The organism is Glutamicibacter sp. V16R2B1 (genome assembly GCF_005774635.1).
In the GTDB taxonomy this organism is placed as follows: domain Bacteria; phylum Actinomycetota; class Actinomycetes; order Actinomycetales; family Micrococcaceae; genus Glutamicibacter; species Glutamicibacter creatinolyticus.
In genome coordinates this window covers 1-20,277 of record NZ_VATX01000025.1, presented here as the reverse complement: position 1 = coordinate 20,277, position 20,277 = coordinate 1, and the positions used below count along the sequence as shown (strand labels likewise).

General features: G+C 65.2%; 18 protein-coding genes and 2 tRNA genes. 15 read left to right on the top strand and 5 right to left on the bottom strand.

Annotation, left to right across the window (positions count from 1 at the left end):
• Nucleotides 1-56 precede the first annotated feature (56 nt).
• Nucleotides 57-872 (bottom strand): alpha/beta hydrolase, encoded by an 816-nt coding sequence (locus FDN03_RS14980; RefSeq protein WP_138178408.1) that lies wholly within the window; start codon nt 870-872, stop codon nt 57-59.
• A 328-nt stretch (nt 873-1,200) separates the two neighbouring features.
• On the opposite strand from FDN03_RS14980, the gene FDN03_RS14975 reads away from it, so the two are divergent.
• The 5 genes from FDN03_RS14975 (at nt 1,201) to FDN03_RS14955 (ending at nt 4,177) form a co-directional block, all read left to right on the top strand.
• Nucleotides 1,201-1,272 (top strand) — tRNA-Lys (locus FDN03_RS14975).
• Between the two features lie 68 nt (nt 1,273-1,340).
• Nucleotides 1,341-1,832, top strand: coding sequence for a thioredoxin-dependent thiol peroxidase (gene bcp / locus FDN03_RS14970; RefSeq protein WP_138178407.1), 492 nt, complete (start codon nt 1,341-1,343; stop codon nt 1,830-1,832).
• 87 nt (nt 1,833-1,919) lie between these two features.
• Nucleotides 1,920-2,004: transfer RNA gene (locus FDN03_RS14965), tRNA-Leu, on the top strand.
• A 133-nt stretch (nt 2,005-2,137) separates the two neighbouring features.
• Entirely contained in the window at nt 2,138-2,710 is a 573-nt protein-coding gene (locus FDN03_RS14960; RefSeq protein WP_138178406.1) for a MarR family transcriptional regulator, read from the top strand.
• Nucleotides 2,711-2,758: 48 nt separating this feature from the next.
• Nucleotides 2,759-4,177: a deoxyribodipyrimidine photo-lyase gene (locus FDN03_RS14955; protein WP_138178405.1), complete on the top strand. Its 1,419-nt coding sequence runs from the start codon at nt 2,759-2,761 to the stop codon at nt 4,175-4,177.
• Between the two features lie 35 nt (nt 4,178-4,212).
• On the opposite strand, the gene FDN03_RS14950 is transcribed toward FDN03_RS14955, so the two are convergent.
• Nucleotides 4,213-5,724, bottom strand: coding sequence for an SDR family oxidoreductase (locus FDN03_RS14950; protein ID WP_138178404.1), 1,512 nt, complete (start codon nt 5,722-5,724; stop codon nt 4,213-4,215).
• Entirely contained in the window at nt 5,721-6,551 is an 831-nt protein-coding gene (locus tag FDN03_RS14945; protein WP_138178403.1) for a tryptophan-rich sensory protein, read from the bottom strand. Before FDN03_RS14945 ends, FDN03_RS14950 begins: the two co-directional genes overlap by 4 nt.
• 115 nt (nt 6,552-6,666) lie before the next feature.
• On the opposite strand from FDN03_RS14945, the gene FDN03_RS14940 reads away from it, so the two are divergent.
• The 9 genes from FDN03_RS14940 (at nt 6,667) to pelF (ending at nt 15,269) form a co-directional block, all read left to right on the top strand.
• Nucleotides 6,667-7,152 (top strand): MarR family transcriptional regulator, encoded by a 486-nt coding sequence (locus FDN03_RS14940; protein ID WP_138178402.1) that lies wholly within the window; start codon nt 6,667-6,669, stop codon nt 7,150-7,152.
• The gene (locus tag FDN03_RS14935) at nt 7,149-8,240 is read left to right on the top strand and encodes a polyprenyl synthetase family protein (protein WP_138178401.1); all 1,092 of its coding nucleotides are present in this window, start codon (nt 7,149-7,151) and stop codon (nt 8,238-8,240) included. Before FDN03_RS14940 ends, FDN03_RS14935 begins: the two co-directional genes overlap by 4 nt.
• A complete protein-coding gene (locus FDN03_RS14930) occupies nt 8,240-9,142 on the top strand; it encodes a phytoene/squalene synthase family protein (RefSeq protein ID WP_138178400.1) in 903 nt (300 codons plus the stop codon). The genes FDN03_RS14935 and FDN03_RS14930 overlap by 1 nt, the downstream gene beginning before the upstream one ends.
• Complete coding sequence (gene crtI, locus FDN03_RS14925) at nt 9,139-10,731, top strand: phytoene desaturase family protein (RefSeq protein ID WP_138178399.1); 1,593 nt, start codon at nt 9,139-9,141, stop codon at nt 10,729-10,731. The genes FDN03_RS14930 and crtI overlap by 4 nt, the downstream gene beginning before the upstream one ends.
• Complete coding sequence (locus tag FDN03_RS14920; protein WP_138178398.1) at nt 10,731-11,084, top strand: lycopene cyclase domain-containing protein; 354 nt, start codon at nt 10,731-10,733, stop codon at nt 11,082-11,084. The genes crtI and FDN03_RS14920 overlap by 1 nt, the downstream gene beginning before the upstream one ends.
• Nucleotides 11,081-11,431, top strand: a complete 351-nt coding sequence (locus tag FDN03_RS14915) for a lycopene cyclase domain-containing protein (protein WP_054821331.1) — start codon at nt 11,081-11,083, stop codon at nt 11,429-11,431. Before FDN03_RS14920 ends, FDN03_RS14915 begins: the two co-directional genes overlap by 4 nt.
• Nucleotides 11,428-12,411, top strand: coding sequence for a prenyltransferase (locus FDN03_RS14910; RefSeq protein WP_138178397.1), 984 nt, complete (start codon nt 11,428-11,430; stop codon nt 12,409-12,411). The genes FDN03_RS14915 and FDN03_RS14910 overlap by 4 nt, the downstream gene beginning before the upstream one ends.
• A 103-nt stretch (nt 12,412-12,514) precedes the next feature.
• Nucleotides 12,515-13,042, top strand: a complete 528-nt coding sequence (idi, locus tag FDN03_RS14905; RefSeq protein WP_249354618.1) for an isopentenyl-diphosphate Delta-isomerase — start codon at nt 12,515-12,517, stop codon at nt 13,040-13,042.
• Nucleotides 13,043-13,664: 622 nt separating this feature from the next.
• Nucleotides 13,665-15,269, top strand: a complete 1,605-nt coding sequence (gene pelF / locus FDN03_RS14900; protein WP_138178396.1) for a GT4 family glycosyltransferase PelF — start codon at nt 13,665-13,667, stop codon at nt 15,267-15,269.
• A 134-nt stretch (nt 15,270-15,403) separates the two neighbouring features.
• On the opposite strand, the gene FDN03_RS14895 is transcribed toward pelF, so the two are convergent.
• Nucleotides 15,404-17,728, bottom strand: a complete 2,325-nt coding sequence (locus tag FDN03_RS14895; protein WP_138178395.1) for a glycosyltransferase family 2 protein — start codon at nt 17,726-17,728, stop codon at nt 15,404-15,406.
• Between the two features lie 262 nt (nt 17,729-17,990).
• On the opposite strand from FDN03_RS14895, the gene FDN03_RS14890 reads away from it, so the two are divergent.
• Nucleotides 17,991-19,619: a carbohydrate-binding protein gene (locus tag FDN03_RS14890; RefSeq protein WP_138178394.1), complete on the top strand. Its 1,629-nt coding sequence runs from the start codon at nt 17,991-17,993 to the stop codon at nt 19,617-19,619.
• 43 nt (nt 19,620-19,662) lie between these two features.
• Here FDN03_RS14890 and FDN03_RS14885 read toward each other — a convergent pair whose 3' ends face one another.
• Nucleotides 19,663-20,046 (bottom strand): hypothetical protein, encoded by a 384-nt coding sequence (locus FDN03_RS14885; protein ID WP_138178393.1) that lies wholly within the window; start codon nt 20,044-20,046, stop codon nt 19,663-19,665.
• Nucleotides 20,047-20,277 lie beyond the last annotated feature (231 nt).

Genomic DNA, 20,277 nt, shown 5'->3' with positions numbered 1-20,277 from the left:
ACCGGTTGGAAACGGAGCCTTTCACGTACCCGGGAAGAGTATTCACAGCTGGCTGGTCATGGCTCCGGGCTGTGGGCCGCCGCAGTCGCGAGCGCGCAGCGCTCGAGCCAATCGCTGAGCAGGCCCCGGATCAGCGCGGGCTGCTCATGAATCAGCGCGTGCCCCGCATTCTCGATCACGCACAAGGTGGCGTGCGGGTAGTGCTTCGGCAATTCCAGGGCATCCACGTACCCCACGACCGAATCGTGCCGGGCGGCCACCACCAGGCTCGGCCCGTCGTCGTAGGTTCTGCTTCCCACATCCACGCTCCAGCGGGAGAAGATCCGTCCCAGCGCCTCCTCGTCCACCGATAGCGTCCCGGGCCGGATGTCTTCACGGTACCGTCGGGCGGAATCCCGGGTCTGCACCACAAAATAATCGGCGAACCCCTGGCGCTCTTCGGCCGACAATTCCTCTTCGGTTCCCGGCTCCCGGAACAGGACCTGCTGGGGCGGAGCCTGGCTGGTGCTCTCGCCAATCGGGGCGAACAGCGCCATGCCGCCAATCAGTTCGGGATACCTGCCGGCCAGGCCCCGAGCGAGGTACGCCCCATAGGAGTGCCCGAGCAAAAGGGTGGGAGCGCCCGCCACCTGGCGGATGAAGTTGGCCAGCAGGTCAACCACCTCGTCATTGCTGGCCAGCGTGCCGCTGCCGGAGCGGCCCATCCCCGGCAGGTCCGGGATGATGAGCCGATAGTGATCCTCCGGAACAAGATCCCCCAGCGCGCTGTACAGCTCATGGTGGTCCACTCCGGCCCCATGCAGTGCAACCAGGGTCGGTCCGTTGCCCGTATCGGAGTAGTGCAGCGTGATGCCATCGATTTCGCAGTCCATGACCGTCCCCTATGACAGGCGCTAAAACCGGTGTTGTTGCCCCATCGCGGAATAACCCGAAGGTGTGCCTAGGGAATACTCCTGCCGGGCAGGAGACAACAGGGCGCAGTGCGAAGCTGCGCAACCGATGGCGGCGAGGTTGATGTGATCTATTGCATTGACGGAAATTCGTCCGCTACTCAACTCGTCTGTTCGAGAAAAGCAGTTTGACTAGGGTTTTTGAAGGAGCCGGGACGCTTTTTGCGGATTTTTGTTTTCCCTGTGTTTCTGCGTATGATTGTATGCGTCGCAAGGACGAGTGCGGAAACGAAGTAGTCAGCGGCGGTAAGCACCTCTAGCTCAATGGTAGAGCATCTGACTCTTAATCAGCAGGTTCCGGGTTCGAGTCCCGGGGGGTGCACAGTGATCCGATCTGATTTCTCAGGTCGGATTTTTTGTATACCGCAAGCACGATGAGGGGAACTACGCATGAGCACCGATACCGCAGCGAAACGACTTTCCGTAGGGGACACCGCCCCGGCCTTTACCCTGAACGATGCCAAGGGCAACGCCGTTTCCCTCCAGGACTTCAGCGGCAAGAAGACCATCGTCTACTTCTACCCGGCCGCCTCCACTCCGGGCTGCACCAAGCAGGCCTGCGACTTCCGCGATTCCCTGGAATCCCTGAAGTCCTTGGGCTATGTGGTCATCGGCATTTCCCCGGACGCCCCGGCCAAGCTGGAGAAGTTCACCTCCAGGGAAGAGCTGAACTTCCCGCTGCTTTCCGATGAGGACCACCAGGTGGCCGAGGCCTACGGCGCATGGGGTGAAAAGAAGAACTACGGCAAGGTGTACGAGGGTTTGATCCGCTCCACCATCGTCGTGGACGAAGACGGAAAGGTGCAGCTGGCACAGTACAACGTGCGGGCCACCGGGCACGTGGCGAAGCTGCGCCGCGACCTGGGAATCGACCCCAAATAAGGCCCCGGAGTCGATTTCGAATCGGTATTCCGATCCGCTACACTGAGTGAGGTCACTTTGGCCTGTTCAGTTCAAGGTGTAGCGCGAGCGAGTGTGGCGGAATTGGTAGACGCGCTGGATTTAGGTTCCAGTGTCTTCGGACGTGAGAGTTCAAGTCTCTCCACTCGCACCAGCCGAAACCTCCCCGACGCGGGAGGTTTTTTGCTTTTCTCGAACCCTCAGGCGGCACCCAGTACGCCAGTGGAGCCGGGGATTTATGATGAAGGCGCGGCAGAGAAACTGCACGCAGGTGGAACGGACGGAACATGGACCGAGAGAAGCTTCCAACGATCTTCAGCCTCGCTGCCAGCGACCCCCAGAGCCAGCTGATCCAGCGCGGTGACCTCCAAGAGCAGGACCTGGCCCAGATTGACGCCATCATGGCGCAGATGGGCCGGCTGCGCGCGGTGGAGCGCAAGATTTCCCGGGCCTCCCAGCAGTACATGAAGCTCAACGAGACCGACATGCGGGCCATCCGAATGCTGATTGCCGCCAGGCATCGCGAGGAAGTGGTTACCCCCGGGCAGCTGGCCAAGCACCTGGGCATCAGCACCGCCTCGGTCACCAAGATGCTGGACCGCCTGGAGGCCGGTGGGCACATTACCCGCCAGGCCCATCCCACCGACCGCCGCTCCCAAGCCGTGGAGGTCACGCCGGAAACCCATGTGGCCGCCCGCGAGCAGGTGGGCCGCCACCACGCCGCCCGTTTCGAAGCCGCCCGGCGCCTGACACCCGAGGAGCGTGAAGTCGTCATCCGCTTCCTTGGCGGCACCGCCGATGACCTTGAGTCCAGCATTACCCCGCCGGACTCCGACGTCGCAGCCAACGGGCAGCCGTAACCCGGCCCGCCGCTCGCTCGAAGCCATCACCACCGAAAGGGTGCGTCCATGAACGATCGGCAGGAACCAAACACACCGCAGGATTTGGCCGCGGTTCAGGCCGTGAACCTGGTGTGGTTCCGCGATGATCTGCGCACCGAAGACCATCCGGCGCTCAGCGCCGCCATGGGCCAGGTCCCCACCGTGGGCATCTACATCCTGGATGAACAAACCTCGGGGATCCGCCCCCTGGGCGGGGCCGCCAAATGGTGGCTGCACCACGCGCTGCTGGATCTGCACGCATCCCTCGAAGCGCTGGGAGTGCCGCTGCTGGTGTTCCGGGGCGAGCCCTCGCGCGTCTTCGAGCACCTGGCCTCCCGGTTGGCGGTGAACCAGGTGCACTGGAACCGCCGCTACGCCCTGGCCGAAAGGGAGCTGGATACCCGCATCAAGTCATGGCTGGGTGAGCAGGGGATTGAAGCCACCAGCCACGCCGCCTGGCTGCTGGCCGAACCCTGGCACATCCTGAACAACCAGGGCGGCGCCTATCAGGTCTTTGCCGCCTTCTACCGGCGCATCCAGGAAGCGCAGCTGCGTGTTCCGTTACCGGCCCCCGGCGCCCAGGCACCGATCACCCCGCCCTCCGGGCTGGAAGATTGCCCGGTTGCCGAACTGGACCTGTTGCCCACCCACCCCGATTGGGGCGGGAAGCTGGCCGCGGCATGGCAGCCGGGGGAGCGCTCGGCCCGGGAACGCCTGGACTATGTCATCAGCCAGATTGCCGCGGACTACGAGGATGGCCATGACCGGCCGGATGTGGACGGCACCTCAAAGCTCTCGCCCTTCCTGCGCTGGGGCCACCTTAGCGCCCAACAACTGTTCTCCGCGCTGCAGCCGCTGCTGGAGGACGCCGGGGCGCACGCCGGAGCCGCGGCCATGCTGCGCCAGCTGGCATGGCGCGACTTCTGCTGGCACCTGCTCTACCACTATCCGCGGCTGTCAACGGAAAACTTCCGGCGCGAATACGATGCCATGGGGTGGGCGTGGCCCAATGAGCAGGAACAGACCATGGCCGAGTGGCGGGCCTGGACCCGCGGCGAAACCGGCTACCGGCTGGTGGATGCCGGCATGCGGCAGTTGTGGCAGACCGGGTGGATGCACAACAGGGTGCGCATGGTGGTGGCCAGCTTCCTGGTCAAGAACCTGCAGATCCACTGGCGGGCGGGCGAGGAATGGTTCTGGGACACCCTGGTGGATGCGGACCCGGCCAGCAACGCGGTCAACTGGCAGTGGGTGGCCGGCAGCGGCACCGACGCGTCCCCCTTCTTCCGGGTCTTCAACCCCGAGCTGCAGGCCAAGAAATTTGACCCGCAGGGCAGCTACGCCGCTCAGTTCGCGCCGCTCGCGCACGAGCCGTTGGTGGACCTGAAGGAAACCCGTGCCCGGGCGCTGCAGGCCTACGCGGACATGAGACAGGCCCGGGAGTAGCCGCGTACTCCCGGGCCTGTCCGGCCGCCTTGCGGTTAGCTGCGCGGCGGATCGGCGGGTGCGGCCGCTGCGGGAGACGCGCTCTGCTCGATGGGCAGGCGTTCGGCGTCCCGGGTGATGCTGCGGGCCATGGAGGTGAAGATGATGCCGTGGAAGGGCACCAGTGACCACCAGTACAGGCGCCCGGCCAGGGAGCGGGGGAAGAAGATCGCACGCTGCACGTAGAGCAGATGATCCCCGCGCGGTTCGAAGCTGAACTCCAGCCAGGCCCGCCCCGGAACCTTCATCTCGGCGCGCAGGCGCAGCATCCGCTGCTCATCCAGCGCCTCCACCCGCCACCAGTCCACCACGTCTCCCAGGGCCAGGCGGCTGCGGCTGCGCCGGCCGCGGTTCAGGCCCACCCCGCCAACCAGCTTGTCCATGACCCCGCGCAGCTTCCACGCCAACGGCAACGAGTAGTAGCCGTTCTCCCCGCCGAGGCTGGAGATCACCGTGAACAGCTGGCGTGGGGTGGCGGTGGTTTCCCGTTCCCGCCGGTCCACGTACACCCGCCGTCCGGCCCACTGCGGGTCCGAGGGCAGGGATTCACCCGGGGCGGAGACCGGGTGGGCGCCGGCCCAACTGGTTTCCACCGCGTCCGCCTTGATCTTGTCCAGCGCCAGGTGCACGGCCTGCGGGTAGCTGGTCAGCCCCTCGGACGGGGGAGGGATCAATTCATCAATTGCTCGGGAGCGCACCACGCAGTCGTGCTGCAGGGATTCGACCAGCGGTATGGCCAGGCTGCGCGGGATCGGGGTCACCAGGTTCACCCACTGGGCGGCCAGCCAGGGGGTGAGCACCGGCAGGGCAATGATCTTCGGGCGGCGGATCCCGGCTGCCTGGGCATAGAGCTGCATCAGCTCGGCGTAGCTGTGCGCCTGGGGCCCGCCAATGTCATAGCGTCCTCCCGCCGGTTCGGGCAGTTCCGCGGCCCGGGAGAGGTAGTGCAGCGCATCGCGCACCGCGATCGGCTGCACCATGTTGCGCACCCAGCGCGGGGCCGGCATCACCGGCAGCACATCGGTCAGGTGCCGCACCATTTCAAAGCTGGCCGAACCCGAACCGATCACCAGCCCGGCCTGCAGGGTCAGGGTGGGCACGCCACTGGATTCCAGGATGCGCCCCACGTTGACCCGGGAGGATAAATGCCGGCTCAGCTCCCCGTCCGGGTGCAGCCCCGACAGGTAGACCAGCTGGCCCACGCCAGCGTCCCGGGCCGCCCGGGCCATCACCTGGGCGCAGCGCTGCTCCACCTCGGCGAAGTTGGAGGTGGCGGCCATGGAATGCACCAGGTAGTAGCAGGTGTCGGTTCCGGCGCACAGTTCGGCGGCGGCCTGCGGGTCGGTCAGATCCCCCTGCACCACCTGCACCTGTGAACGCCAGGGCACATCCCGCAATGATTCGGGATGCCGGGTGAGCACCTTGACCTGATGCCCGCGCTCCAGCAGCAGCGGCACCAGCCGCCCGCCCAGGTAGCCGCTGGCCCCGGTCACCGCGATGCGGCTCATGACTCGGCCCCGTGCGCACGGGCTGGGATCGGCAGGCGGTCGCGGTGGCGGCGCAGCACCCAGGCCAGCACCACGGAACCAATCAAAATGATTCCGCAGGCGGTGTAGGCGGCGATGGCCACCGGCTGGCTGTAGTTGCCCGGCTCCAGCCGGCTGACCCCGATCCAGCCCACGCCCCAGGCCATGGCCAAAGGCATTCCCAGGTGACCGCCGCTGTACCAGGTGGTGCCCAGGGCAATGACGGCCGCGACCGCCAGCAGGGCGATGGCCACCGGCACCGGCCAGTCGGCCCCTTCACCCACGCCCCAGGAGCCGAGCAGGGCCGCGGTGTTCGCGACGGTGGCCACGCTGACCCAGCCCAGGTAGACGCCGAAGAGAACCCAGAGGATCCAGCGTTCGGCGGTGCTCTCGGGCGGTGTGGTGATGAGCAGCAAAAGGATCCGGATCAGCACCAGCAGCAACACCACGATCACCACCAGGCTCACCGGCAGCCAGCCGAACTGCACCACGCCGATCCACAACGCGTTCAGCAGGGCCGAGGCGCTGATCCAGGCCCGGGCCCGGTACTGCAGCCGGGAAGCGCGGGCGGCCGGGAAGAATTGCCAAACGGCATAGACCACCAGGCCCACGTAGACAAGGCTCCAGATCCCGAAAGCCGGCCCTGCCGGGGCCAGCAGGGTCGAATCGGTGTCCAGCCAGCCGTCGGAGGCGTGTTGGATGGGCGTGCCGCCCAGGGCGCCGCTGCCGGCGAACGCCCCGAAGATCGCGACCGCCATCGCAAAGGCGGTGGCGATGGGAACCGCAATTCCCACTGAGTGTTTCCGCATGATTCTACCTCCTTGTTGATTCCCGTCAATTTGGGATGTGGACTGGACAACCGAACCCATCTCCTCCATGATGTAGCTAACTTAGCTAACAATCAACATACTGAGAGACTCACTCATGGAACTTTCAGGTAATGCGGCCACGGACGCGCTGCGCATCTTCCACGAGCTGGTGGAGCACTGCGACGCGGCTGACGCCCTGGCCCGGGAACGTCTGGGGCTGAACTTCACCGACTTCCGCGGCCTGAAGATCCTCAGCGAGCACCCCGGATCCGGTCCCGGCGACCTGGCCCGCAGGCTGGGCATCAGCAGCGCAGCGGCCACCGCGGTGCAGGACCGGCTGGCCGCACACGGCTACATCACCCTCACCGTCCATCCACGCGACCGCCGCCGCAACGCCATCCACGTCAACGACGCGGTCATCGACCAGGCGTTCTACTTGACCCGCCAACTGATGGGCGAAGCCCGCACCGTCATTGAACAGCTGCCCCCACCAGTGAGCGACGAACTGGTGCAGGGTCTGCTGCAGGTCAGCGAACGCATGCGTGCGGCACTGAACTCCCTACCCACACCCACCTACCAGCAGCAAAGAGATGAGCCATGACCACCACGCATCCCCACCGCGCCGGTACCCGCAGTGCACCGAGCGGCCCTGACGACAGCGCACTGGACACCCAGATCAGTGCGGAGCTGGACCGGGTGGTGGCCCGCCAGCGGCACCGCGCCGCCAGTTACTCCAGCGCCGGCGCCCAGCTGTGGGACCACATTGCCCGCAGCCTGCACGGCGGCAAGCGCACCCGCCCCAAGCTGGTGGACCTGGGCTACCGGGCGTTCGGGGGAACCGACCGGCAGCGCAGCGTGAGCCTGGGGTGCGCCTTCGAACTGCTGCACACGGCGCTGCTGATCCACGATGACGTGATTGACCGGGACTTCATCCGCCGCGGCCAACCCACCCTCAGCGCCCACTACCGCGACCAGGCCGCCGCCCGTGGACTGCCGGGCCCGCAGGCACAGCATGTGGGAGGCTCGGCGGCCATCATTGCCGGGGACCTGCTGCTGACCGCCGCGATCCGCCAAACCACCCACGCGACCGCCGGACTGCCGGCGGCCGCGGCGGTGGAGGAGGCCTTCGAACTGGGCATCGCCCAGGCCGGGGCAGGGGAACTGGAGGACCTGCTCTACTCGATGCACATGATCCCGGCCGACACCGTCCAGGTGCTGCGCATGGAGGAACTGAAAACCGCCGGATACTCCTTCCAGCTGCCCCTGCAGTGCGGGGCGCTGCTGGCCGGGGCCAGCCAGCAGGAGGCCGCCGGGCTCGGGGAAATCGGTTGCCGCTTCGGGGTGGCCTACCAGGTCATTGACGACATCCTCGGCTGCTTCGGGGACCCGCGGGCCACCGGAAAATCCGTGGAATCCGACCTGCGCGAGGGCAAGAGCACCGTGTTGACCGCCCTGGCCAGCGAAGACGCCGGCTTTGGCCGCGCCCTGGCCGAATACCGGCAGGGGAACAGCGGCATTGAAGAGGTCCGCCGGGCGCTGCGGGCAAGCGGGGCGGAACAGGTGGCCCGCCGCCTGGCCGCGGACTTGTGCTCCGGTGCCCTGGCCTCCACCCACTTCGCCGCGCTGCCCGAAACTATCCAGGACGAGTTGCGCGCCTACCCGTCCCTGATCCTGGAACGGAGTCTGTAATGCCCCTCCAACCCAGCGCACTGCAGCTGTACACCCGCACCGCCTCACGCAGCGCCCAAACCGTGATTGGGCAGTACTCCACCTCCTTCTCCCTGGCCTGTCGGCTGCTGGACCGGCAGAGCCGGGAACACATTGCCAACATCTATGCGCTGGTTCGACTCGCCGATGAGGTGGTGGACGGGGTCGCCGTGGAGGCCGGGCTGCCGGCCAGCGAGGTGGCCCGGACCCTGGATGAGCTGGAGAAGGACACCGAGGCGGCGTTGGCCTGCGGCTACAGCACGAACCTGGTGGTTCACGCCTTCGCCTGCAGCGCCCGGCGCCACGGCATCGGGGTGGAGCTGACCCGGCCGTTCTTTGCCTCCATGCGCCAGGACCTGGTGCGCCCCACCCACGATGCACTCTCCCTACAGGACTACATCTACGGTTCAGCCGAGGTGGTTGGCCTGATGTGCCTGAAGGTCTTCCAGGCCATGCCCGGCAGCAAACCGGACCCGGACGGACGGGCGCTGAACGCGGCCCGGCGGCTGGGCGCGGCCTTCCAGAAGGTCAACTTCCTGCGGGACCTGGCCGCCGACAGCCAGGAGCTGGGACGCCAGTACCTGCCCGGAACCCGGCACAGCGAACTCGATGAACCCCGCAAGCAGGCGCTGGTCCAGGACATCGCCGCGGACTTGGCCGCGGCCAGCGAAGGCCTTGACTACCTGGCGCCCCGGGCCGCCCAGGCGGTGCGCATGGCCCACGGGCTGTTCAGCGAACTGAACGCCCGCATTGCCCGCACCCCGGCCAATGAACTGCTGGAGCGCCGGATCTCGGTGCCCGCCGGGCGCAAGGCGCTGATTGCCGCGCGCACCTTCCTGCCCGCCCGTCCCCTCATCCCTACCCGCATCAGGAGCATCGCATGAATCTGCAGCCAATGGACGTGACAGTGATCGGCGGGGGCTTTGCCGGGCTGGCCAGCGCCGGGCTGCTGGCCCGCACCGGGCACCGGGTTACCCTGCTGGAACAGGGGCAGCAGCTGGGCGGCCGGGCCGGGCGGCTGCAGCGCGAGGGCTTCAGCTTTGATACCGGACCCTCCTGGTACCTGATGCCCGAGGTCTTCGAGCACTGGTTCGAGCTGATGGGCAGCAGCACCTCCCAGGCCCTGGATCTGCGCAGCCTGAAAACCTCCTACCGGGTGTTCTTCGAGGACCATGAACCAGAGGACCTGGCCCCGGACACGGCCGGCGACGTGTTCGAACGCCTTGAACCGGGGGCCGGGGAACGCCTGGCCTCCTACCTGCGCCAGGCCTGCGAAAGCTACGACCTGGCCCTGGAGCACTTCCTCTATGATGACTTCGCCCGGGCCAGCAGCCTGCTAGCCACCCCGATCCTCCGCCGCGGCGGCACCCTGCTGCCGCTGCTGGCCCGATCCCTGAAAACCCACACCGCCAAGGCGTTCACCGACCACCGGCTGCGCCAGATCCTGGGCTACCCCGCGGTGTTCCTGGGCAGCAGCCCGCAACGCACCCCAGCGCTCTATCACCTGATGAGCCACCTGGACCTTACCCAGGGGGTGCAGTACCCCATGGGCGGGTTCAGCGCGCTGGTGGACGCCATGGAGCAGCTGGTGCGCACGGCCGGGGTCACCATCATCACCGGCGCCCGCGCCACCGGCATCCACATCGAGGAAGCCGGTGGGGCGGTCAGCGCGGTGCAGTGGGTGGACGGTGCGGGTGCAACGCACCAAAGTCGGGCGCAGGCCGTGGTGGGAGCCGCGGATTTGCACCACCTGGAAAGCGAGCTGCTGCCGCCGAGCCTGCGCAGCCGCACCCAACGGCACTGGCGCAAGGCCGACCCGGGGCCCGGGGCGGTGCTCGCCTGCCTGGGAGTGCGCGGCAAACTGCCGCAGCTGGAGCACCACAACCTGCTGTTCACCCGCGACTGGGATGAGAACTTCGCCCGCATCCACACCGGGGAACAACTGCAAACCGAAACCAGCATCTACGCCTGCATGCCCAGCGCCACGGATCCTGGTGTGGCGCCGGAAGGGGACGAGAACCTGTTCCTGCTCATTCCGGCCCCGGCCCGCGTGGACTGGGGCCGCGGGGGAGCTAACGGCGAAGGCTCGGTGATGGTGGAGCGGATCACGGACGCGGCCATCGACCAGCTGGCCAGCTGGGCTGGGATCCAGGGGCTGCGCGAACGCATCGTGGTGCGCCAAACCTATGGGCCGGCCGATTTCGAGGCCACCGTGGGCGCCTGGCGCGGCGGGGCGTTGGGTCTGGCCCACACCCTGGGACAAAGCGCCTTCCTGCGCCCGGCCAACCGCAACCCCAAGGTGCCCGGGCTCTACTACGCCGGCAGCTCGGTGCGCCCCGGCATTGGCATCCCCATGTGCCTGATCAGCGGTGAGCTGGCGGCCAAGGCGGTCAACCGGGTCAACGCCCCGGGCCCCTTGGGCATGCGGCACCTGCACGGCACGGGGGCACTGGGTGACAAGGTGGGTGGCTGATGGTCTACCTGCTGATCTTGTTGGCCCTCATTGGGTGCATGGCGCTGATCGATGCACGCTTCAAGCTGTTTATCTGCTGCCGTCCCGGCCCCGCCCTGGTCTCCCTGGTGGTGGGCACCGCGATCTTCCTGCTCTGGGATGTGCTGGCCATTGACCAGGGGATCTTCCTGCACCTGGAATCGAAGTGGATGAGCGGGGTGATGGTGGGCGACCAGCTGCCGCTGGAGGAAATCTTCTTCCTGTTCTTCCTGTGCTACCAGGTGATGATCCTGGTCAACGGCTGGCTGCGGTGGCGGGCCCATGCACGCAAGAAACAACCCGAACCGGTGACGACGGGGGATTATCGGTCATGACTTTTTTGCAAATGGGCTTGTGCTTCGTGGCCGGTTCGCTGGTGTTGTTGATCGGCTCCATGCTGCTGCGCCGCATCCCGGTGCGGCGGATCGCTCCGGCGCTGCTGGTGGCATTGGCGGCGCTGTTCGTGCTAACCGCGATCTTTGACAATGTCATGATCGCCGCCGGCCTCTTCGACTATGGGCAGCACTCCCTGGTCGGGGTGCGCATCGGGCGGGCCCCGATAGAAGACTTCCTGTACCCGCTCAGCGCGGTGTTCTTCATGCCGGCGCTGTGGTGGCTCACCGGCGGTACGGCGCCCACCGCCAAACAGGTCCACACGCCACGACGGGGGATTGAACAATGACATCCAAACCACGGACCACCGCAGCGTCAGGGATACCAGCCCGGCCTGGAACAACTCCCGGATCACTGGCGGCGGGGGAACCGGCAAGTACTCGACCAAGAACCCGAAACCTTGCCCACACCCTGAAGGGGCTTGTTGCCACTTCCCGGCCCCTGTCCTGGATCAACACGGCCTACCCGTTCGCCATCGCCTACCTGCTGGCCGGAGGCGGCTTCGACTGGCGCTGGTGGGTGGGCACCGTCTTCTTCCTGATTCCCTACAACCTGGTGATGTACGGGATCAATGACGTCTTTGACTATGAATCCGACATCCGCAACCCGCGAAAGGGAGGCGTGGAAGGCGCGGTGTTGGATCGTTCCCTGCACGCCACCGTGTTATGGGCGTGTGCCCTGACGGCCCTGCCCTTCCTGCTGGCCCTGGTACTTGGCGGCGGTGCCCGGGCCAACCTGGTGCTGGGCATATCCATGGCAGCGGTGCTGGCCTACAGTGCCCCGTACCTGCGCTTCAAGGAACGCCCCTTCCTGGATTCACTGACCAGCGCCGTCCATTTTGTCTCCCCGGGCGTTTACGGCTGGGTGCTGGCCGAGGCCTCCATGGACCTCCAACCCCTGGCGGCCTTCGGCGCATTCCTGCTGTGGGGGATGGCCTCCCATGCGCTGGGCGCCATCCAGGACATTGAGCCGGACCGGCAGGCCGGGCTCTCATCGATTGCCACGGTGCTCGGGGCGCGCTGGACCGCCCGGCTGGTGGTCGGGTGGTACGTGCTGGCCGGCCTGTTGCTGCTGGTGCTGCCCGGACCGGAGAAGCTCGCCGGCCTGCTTGCGGTGCCCTATGCGGTGAACGCGCTGCCCTACCTGAACCTGGCGGATCAGGACTCAGCGACCGCCCGCTCCGCGTGGCGAAGGTTCCTGTGGCTGAACTATCTGTGCGGATTCCTGCTGAGCATGCTGATGATTTACCTCGTTTGGTTCTGGCAGTAAGGCGCTCGCCGGACGCGCCATGGGGAAGAGGACGTGATGCGATCCGGCCGCTGTGCCCCGCTGCGGCAAGACGGATATGGTGGTGTTTTCAATGATGAAGAGAATGGTGGAAAAGTTCATGGACGTAGTCCTGCTCTCCGAGAGCGGTCAGAGCATTGGCACGGCAGACAAGGCATTGGTGCACACCACCGAGACGCCCCTGCATCTGGCTTTTTCCTGCCACCTGTTCAACTCCGAAGGCCAAATCCTGGTCACCCGGCGTGCGCTGTCGAAGCTGACCTGGCCCGGCGTATGGACCAATTCCTTCTGCGGTCACCCGCAACCTGCAGAGGACCCATTCGACGCCATTCGCCGGCATGCCCGCCACGAGCTGGGCTGCGAGATCGCGGATCTGACGGTGACGCTGCCCGACTTCCGCTACCGGGCGACCGACGCCTCGGGCATCGTGGAAAACGAAATCTGCCCCGTGCATACTGCACGCATCGACAGCGAACTGTCTCCGAATCCGGAAGAGGTCATGGACTGGCAGTGGGTGGACCCTGCCCAATTGGCTGTTGCGGTGCGTGCAACCCCCTGGGCTTTCAGTCCGTGGCTCGTGATGCAGCTGCCGCAACTGCGAGCCTACTCCTAAACGGGGGCAGACCGAGAGCAGGAGCCGACTTCCGAACCAAAAATAAACTCCAAAGTTCCTGCACGTCATAAGCCCTTTTGCGGGCAGACCGGGTGCTCGAACCTGGGGCTCGTGGTCGGCGCGAGAAGTAATGAACCTTTACCGGCGCGCCCGTGGAGCCTAGAGATTACGCAAGATTTGACAATATTTCGTCCAAACCAACGACCAACAATTCACCGGTCGGCACGTGTCAACGTGCGTGTTATCTCAGCTTTGGGCTATGTTGCATCGAAAAGTTAAGCTGAATCTGCGCAATTGGAGATCTGAACGGCACAGCCATTGCCTAATATTCATTGTGGGGGCTGTCCGTAGTGGACAGATCATTTCCGCACGACGGAGTTCGCTCCGGGAGGCGGAAAGCTAAACGCACGTGGAAACCACCCTGATCGCTATAACGTTCATCGTGGTTTCCTCCTACAAATAAATTCTTGGGGAATTTCATGGGGATACATCCTGTACTTTTGAGCGCCTTAAATCGGGGCGCCCAATACCGCGCGGTGCGAAACGGCGAGCACCAGCCCGAGCGGAATCTGCGTCCGGCGATGACGGGGTCACTGACCGGCCCAGTGCTGTGGGTCGCGCCATGACCACTGCGCAGACCAATCAGAAGGAATACTCCGCTGCTGCGCCAAAGGCCGGTGCAAAGATCCGCGTGGCATTAATCGGGGAAGATACCTGCCCGGTCGCAGTGGGCGCGTCGAACACCTGGAATGGGCAGCTGGTCAACGGGCTGCCGGATTACCACTTTGAGATCGTGAAGCTGGTCGGGGACCAATCTATTCCGGTGAACCTCTCCAAGAGCCCGGCGCGCGTGAGCACCATCCCGGTAGGGGATCCACCATCCCGCGCCCGACTGACCGGACGCAAGGTTGAAGAGCACCGGGTCAAGACCGCCCTGAACGAATTGTGGAACGCCGCCCTGCCGAAACAGGATTCGGAACAGTCCCACATCATGCAGGCCACCAGCGCGCTGAAGGAATTGGCCCGAGGCACCCGCCACCAGCTTGCGGCGACCCTGCACCGGATCAATAGCGCCGCACTGGTTGCCGAAGCGTGGAGCCGCCACCGCAGTAGCCGTCCGGAACTGCCGCACCTGACCACGGCACAGGCCGAACAGGTGGCGCATTACGCAAACCAGTTCCTGGCGGTGCTGGATGTCTCCTGGCCGCAGGTGGATATCTGCCACGTGACCTCGAACGGTCCGGCAGTCTTGGTTGGCCTGGCCCGCTACTGGCGCGACGGCAGCCCGTTGCTGCTGACCGAGCATGGAGTATGCCTGCGCGAACGCTACCAGGGGCTGGAAGATCTTGGCCTGGCGCACCCGGTGCGCACCGCACTGCTGGGGCTGTCCCGGGTGGTCTGCCAGGTGGCCTACGCCGAGGCCGCCAAGCTACTTCCGGTCAATGAATTCTTGGCCAAGTGGGCCCGGCAGCTCGGGGCCGACAAGCAGCGCATGCACACCGTGCATTACGGGGTGGATGCCGAGGCCTTCCCGGAGATCACCACCGAGCCGGAAGTGCCCACCGTTTCCTTCGTTGGGCCAATTCACCCCTCCATGGACCTGGCCACCATGATCCGCGCCTTTGCCACCGTCACGCAGCGGATCCCGGAGGCCAAGCTGCGGATCTTTGGAAAGATTCCCAAGCAGAAGCGGGAGTACTACCAGCAGCTGACCGCACTGGTGGAGGAACTGAAGCTGGGTAACGCAGTGAGCTTCGAGGACAAGGAACCGAACACCCGCGAAGCCGCTGAGGCAGGGCACCTGGTGGCGCTGTCCTCGGTGTCAGAACGAGTTCCGTCCAGCGTGCTGGAGGCGATGGCCTGCGCCCGCGCCACGATCTCGACCGATGTGGGCGGAACCAGGGAAATCACCGGCCACGACGGACTCTCCGGTGCGCTGGTGCCGCGGCGCAGCCCGGAAGCGCTGGCCAAGGAAATCATCCGGCTGCTGCTCGATGGGCCGGCCCGGCGCCGCATGGGTTTCCGGGCCCGCGAACGGGCCATGGAGAAGTTCCCGCTGGAGTTGTTCCTCAATCGCATGCGTGATGAGTACCGTCAGGTGCTTGCCCCGGCGCCGGTGTCGGCCGCCGCGGTGCTGCAGGGCGGGACGCAGCAGGCCGCGAAGGAGCGCCCGTCCATGACTCAGCACGTGCTGCCGGCCTTGAAGACCGCCGCCCTGCAAGCATAGGGCTCGCCGAGGCAGAGACCCGCACCTCCGGCCAGCTGCCGGAGGCGCGGGTCCTCCCATCAGTGGCCTAGTGGCGCTGCGCTAAGTGAGTTTCCTCAGCATGTTCAGGGCAGATAGGCGGCTCATAGGCCCACTTAGCGAATGCCTATGCGTTTGCGGCGGTCTTCCGAGCCCCGCAGGTCCCGGTTCAGGCGGCGGTCGCCCTGATACAGGATGGTGGCCCAGTCCGTGGTCTCCGGTGTTGCCTGGGGGTGAACCGGCGCGGGCTGCGCCTTGGGCTTGGGTGCGACAAAAAGCCAGGAAATGAGTCCCAGGCCCATGTCCGCCACCGAGTTCTTGATTCCGACATAGGCGCGGATGGCGTAGGCGGCCAGGGTGGCGTTGATCGCCGCGAACACCACGTTGCCCCAGTTCTGGTGCTGCAGATCCCGCCACAGGGTGAACAGTGAGAAGATCACGATCAGGTAGGGGACCAGCACGTGCAGGGCCGGTGCCGCGGTACGGTCACGGACCTTGGGGGTGCGGGCGAATGGGATCTTTTCACCGGTGAATGCCTGCTGGATGGATTTCAGGACCCCGGCGAGGTTTACCGGCAACAGCACCAGGTTGAAGCCATAGATGCGGAAAATATCGCCGAAGCGGTGACCGCAGTCGCGCAGGTCGCTGCCCATGCACAAGAAGTAGGGGATCGCGGCGGCGAAGATCAGGGGGCTGAGCAGGCGGCTGTCATACGGGTAGGCCAGGAGGAAGACCAGGCCGAAGCTGGCCCACGCGATGGAGGACATGTAGTTCACCCGCAACAGCACCTCCCGCAATCCCATGGGACGCCGTTCACGGCGTCGCTCCCGGGCCTGGGTCCAGAGCTTGGGCATGATCAGCAATCCACCATTGGCCCAGCGGCGGCGCTGCACCACCAGGGAACCAAAGTCAGGGGGAGTGGCGCTGTAGCTCAGGCGTTCCGGGTAGTTCGACAAGCCCCACCCGTGGGTTCCCAGGTCGATGCTGGACTCGGTGTCCTCGATGACGGTGCGGTCCTGGATGTACGTATAGATCTCATAGCCGCCCACGGTGTTGACCTGGGCAATATCCTGCAGGGCGCGCTTACGGATGACCGCGTTGGCTCCCACCCAGAAGGTGGCGTTGTACTGGGTCATGCCCTGATGCAGGATGTGCTGGATATCGGTGGTCGCCCCGGCGATGCGTTCAATACGGGTCGGGGCTCCGCGGAAGGAAGAGTACGGAGTCTGGGTGACGGCGATGCGCGAGTTCTCCTCGGATTCCAGGAAGTACACCAGGCGCAGGCAGTAATCACGAAGCAGCAGGGAATCGGCATCCAACGTCAGCAGGTAGGTGCTGTCCGGGACGTGCAGCAGGTTATCGGAAGAGTGCTCCGTTGCCTCGGCTTGCGGTGTCGCCTGCTCCACCAGCACCAGCGCGTCCCCACGCTGTTCTTCACGCCAGGTCTTGCCCATGAGGCTGATGTACGAGTTCAGGTTCATGGCCTTGTTGGCCTCCTGGGAGAGGCTGGCGTAACGCTTGCGCTCGAAGTTGTCCATCTGTGCGGAGAAGATCCGCACCAGGCGCAAGTGCAGCTCTTCCATGCGTTCAAGGTCCGGCGCCGAGTGTTGTGCCGCGGCGGCCTCTAGGGCGAGCAAGGTCAAGCGCAGTTCGCGGGACAGGCCCATGAGCACCGAATCAACGAAGAACTCCTCGACATGGTCGGTAACGGCCTCATTGGCGGCCATGGAGTCCAGCCACTCGGCGGACCAACGGTAGGTGGCAATCAGCGCCGGCAACAGTGCTTCGGGGCTGGCGTCCTGGGCGCGGGCGGAACGAAACGCCTGCAATTCCCTGCGGGTGTGGGCGGCCGGCTCGGCCAAGGCGGTGGCGATTTGCCCGCTCAGCGCCCGCGTGGCGTCCAGGCGCTCTCGTACCGCGGGATCGGTGGGGTGCGGATTGTCGTCAATCAGCAGCACAACCCGCAGCTGCGGGAATTCCTGCAGGGCCGCGGACCAGAGCGTGGCACGTACGACCGCCGGTTCCTCGGCATAGCTGGGTACCAGGACCGTAATCCCCTCGGTGTGTTCCCGAAAGTGCCGGTCCAGCTCTCCGCGCGGAACCCGCTGGTGGGCGGCGAACCGGTTCAGGGCTCCCTGGCGTGCCGTGAGGTACATCAGGGCAGAGAAGGTCAGGAACGTCACCACAATCAGATACAGCACCGCTTCGAACTGGAACCGGAAGCCGGCCCCGGGATTGTTCGCCAGCTGGCGCAGGATGGTGGTGATGACATAGGCAACCCAGGACAGCACAGTCACCACAATGGCCACGCGTCCCCATGCCAGCTTCGCCTTGGAAGGGGTCGGATGGACGATGGACAAGGGCTCGGAGCGTTTCTCCGACCCCCATTGCCGTCGCCGGCTTTCGGTCGCTTGAGCCGTGGTGTGCTTGCCTGCGCCCATGCAGGTTTCCTCCCAGAAGATGCGGTATGACCGGACGCTGCCGCACCGCCGCGCGGGCGGAAAAATCTGCGGGAAAAGCCGGTCCTAGAAGCGGGATGCCCCGGGGCATCCAATTAGCATAATTCTAAACTACAGCCTTAAGATGTCCTTAAGGCCGTGTACTGTCAGTGGTCACCCAGGAAGCTGGTCTGGCCAGGGGCGCCGCGGTTTTGCGCCTCATCTTCATCTCTCTTCACCTCCTGTGATTCCTAAAGGGGAACCCATGGCAATTCAGTTCCAGGGCCGCCGGCTTTCCGTGTTTCGCCTGTTGATCGTGCTGCTCGTGATTGCCGGGCTGGTGGCCGGTTCCCTGGCGCTGTGGTTCCGGGCCAAGGACCGTGCCGCGGCGGCGGGCAGCGACCAGTGGTTCGGAGCGTACGTGGACTCCACGTCCACCCCGTTCTATGACATTGGGGGAACCGTGGCGCAGGGGGAACGCGTCGTGCTGGGATTCATCGTCGCCGATCCGGATGAAGCGTGCGCCCCTTCCTGGGGAGGCTTCTACTCAATGGACGAGGCCGCGGACACTTTTGACCTGGACCGCAAAGTGGCGCGGGTGAAGGACTCCGGCGGAGAAGTGGTGATTTCCACCGGCGGTTTGCTCAACGACGAACTGGCCAGCGCATGTCAGGACGAGGGGAAGATTACTTCCGCCTACAAGTCTTTGTTGGAACGTTACGAATCCACCACCGTGGATTTGGACATCGAAGCCGATGACCTGACCAATGTTGCGGGCGGGAAGCGACGGGCAGCGGCGGTGGCGCAGCTGCAGCAGCAAATCCAGGTCGAGGTGTGGTTGACCCTTCCCGCCGCCACGTTCGGCCTTGCCCCCGAGGGCCTGGCCGAGGTGAACCGGATGCTGGACGCCGGCGTCGATCTTGCTGGCGTCAATCTAATGACCATGAACTTCGGGCAGACCCGCCAGGAGGGGGACTCCATGGCGCAGGCCTCGATCCAAGCGGCCGAAAGCGCGCGCGGCCAGCTGTCTGCCGCCTACCGTGAGCATGGCCAGCAGCTGGGGGAGCAGAGCCTGTGGCGCAAAATCGGGGTTACCCCGATGATTGGCCAGAATGACCTGCTCGGGGAGGTCTTCGACCTGCAGGATGCCAAGGACCTGAACGATTTCGTCAAGGAAAAAGGCCTGGGGCGTGTCTCCTTCTGGTCCGCCAACCGCGACTACTCCTGCGGGGACAACTTCCCGGATCCGACCCGGGTATCCAACAACTGCAGCGGCGTGACGCAGGAGGAGCGGCAGTTCGCCAAGCTCCTCTCCGACGGGCTGGGACACGGGGCGGATTCGGCACCGGCCCCGGAAGCTGCACCAAGCCCGGAACCGGCCCCGGTGGAAACCGCGATCACCGATGACCCGGCCACCAGCCCGTACCCGATTTGGAATGAGAGCGCCGCCTACGTCGAGGGCGATCGCACCGTGTGGCGCAAGAACGTGTACGAGGCCAAGTGGTGGACGCAGGGCACGGCGCCGGACGCCCCCGCAGCCGAGGGGCAGCCTTCGCCATGGCAATTGGTCGGTCCGGTCCTGCCCGGTGACAAGCCGGCGCCGGTGGTCACTGCCCCCAAGGGCCTCTATCCAGAGTGGGCTGCCGACGCGGTCTACACCAAGGGTGACCGCGTGCTGTTCGAAGGGCGCGTCATGCAGGCCAAGTGGTGGAATTCAACCCAGTCACCGCAGGCTGCGCTGGAAGGCGCCGCGGAATCGCCATGGGACGTGCTGGACAACGCGACGGTGCAGAAACTCATTCAGGAGCAAGGCACCAAGGAACAGGAGCCCAAGAAGCAGGAAAAGGGTCAGGAATCCGCGACGCCGTCGGTCAGCGCTTCTGCCTCGAAGTAGGGCAGCTTACCGGCGGCTGTGTTCCGCCTCCAGCGCTTGGCGCTCAGTACCCAAGATGGGCGAGCGCCTCGTCCATGGTGGTGACGTACTTGCCAATCGGCGAATCGCGTAAATCGGAGAGCATAAATCCCGAGAGCACCTGATCCACATGGTTTTGCCCCAGCAACGCCACACGGCTCGTGGGACGGGATTTGGCCACTTCGGTGGAAACATCGGGACACACGTCGGACAGTCCACCGATCACCGCGATCACCTTGATCTCATCGGCCGTGTGCAGCTTGCGGAGCTCTGCGGAGATTTCCGCCAGCATGGGAACCGTGAGGACCGAGCCCTCCTTGAAGGTCAGGACGTGATATCCCCGTTCCTCCCAGTTTAAATCCCAGTGTTCATGGCTGGATTCAGGTAGGACTGCAGTCTCAGTGATCATCGTTCCCCCGACATTCTGATCAGTAATCCCTGCGGTCACCTCGATGCGAGTGGGGTGAGCGGAGGGCAACAAAAGCTGTTCTCAACGCGAGTCTACCTAAAGAGGCTCTTCGCAATTGAGGGTGTAGGGCAGCACTGCCGCTGAGCTGATTTCGGGGCGTGTCGTAGGGCAGTAAAAAGTCGAGGTCTTCACAAGAATGGAAGTTCCTACACAACCTTCTTGAAAGACCTC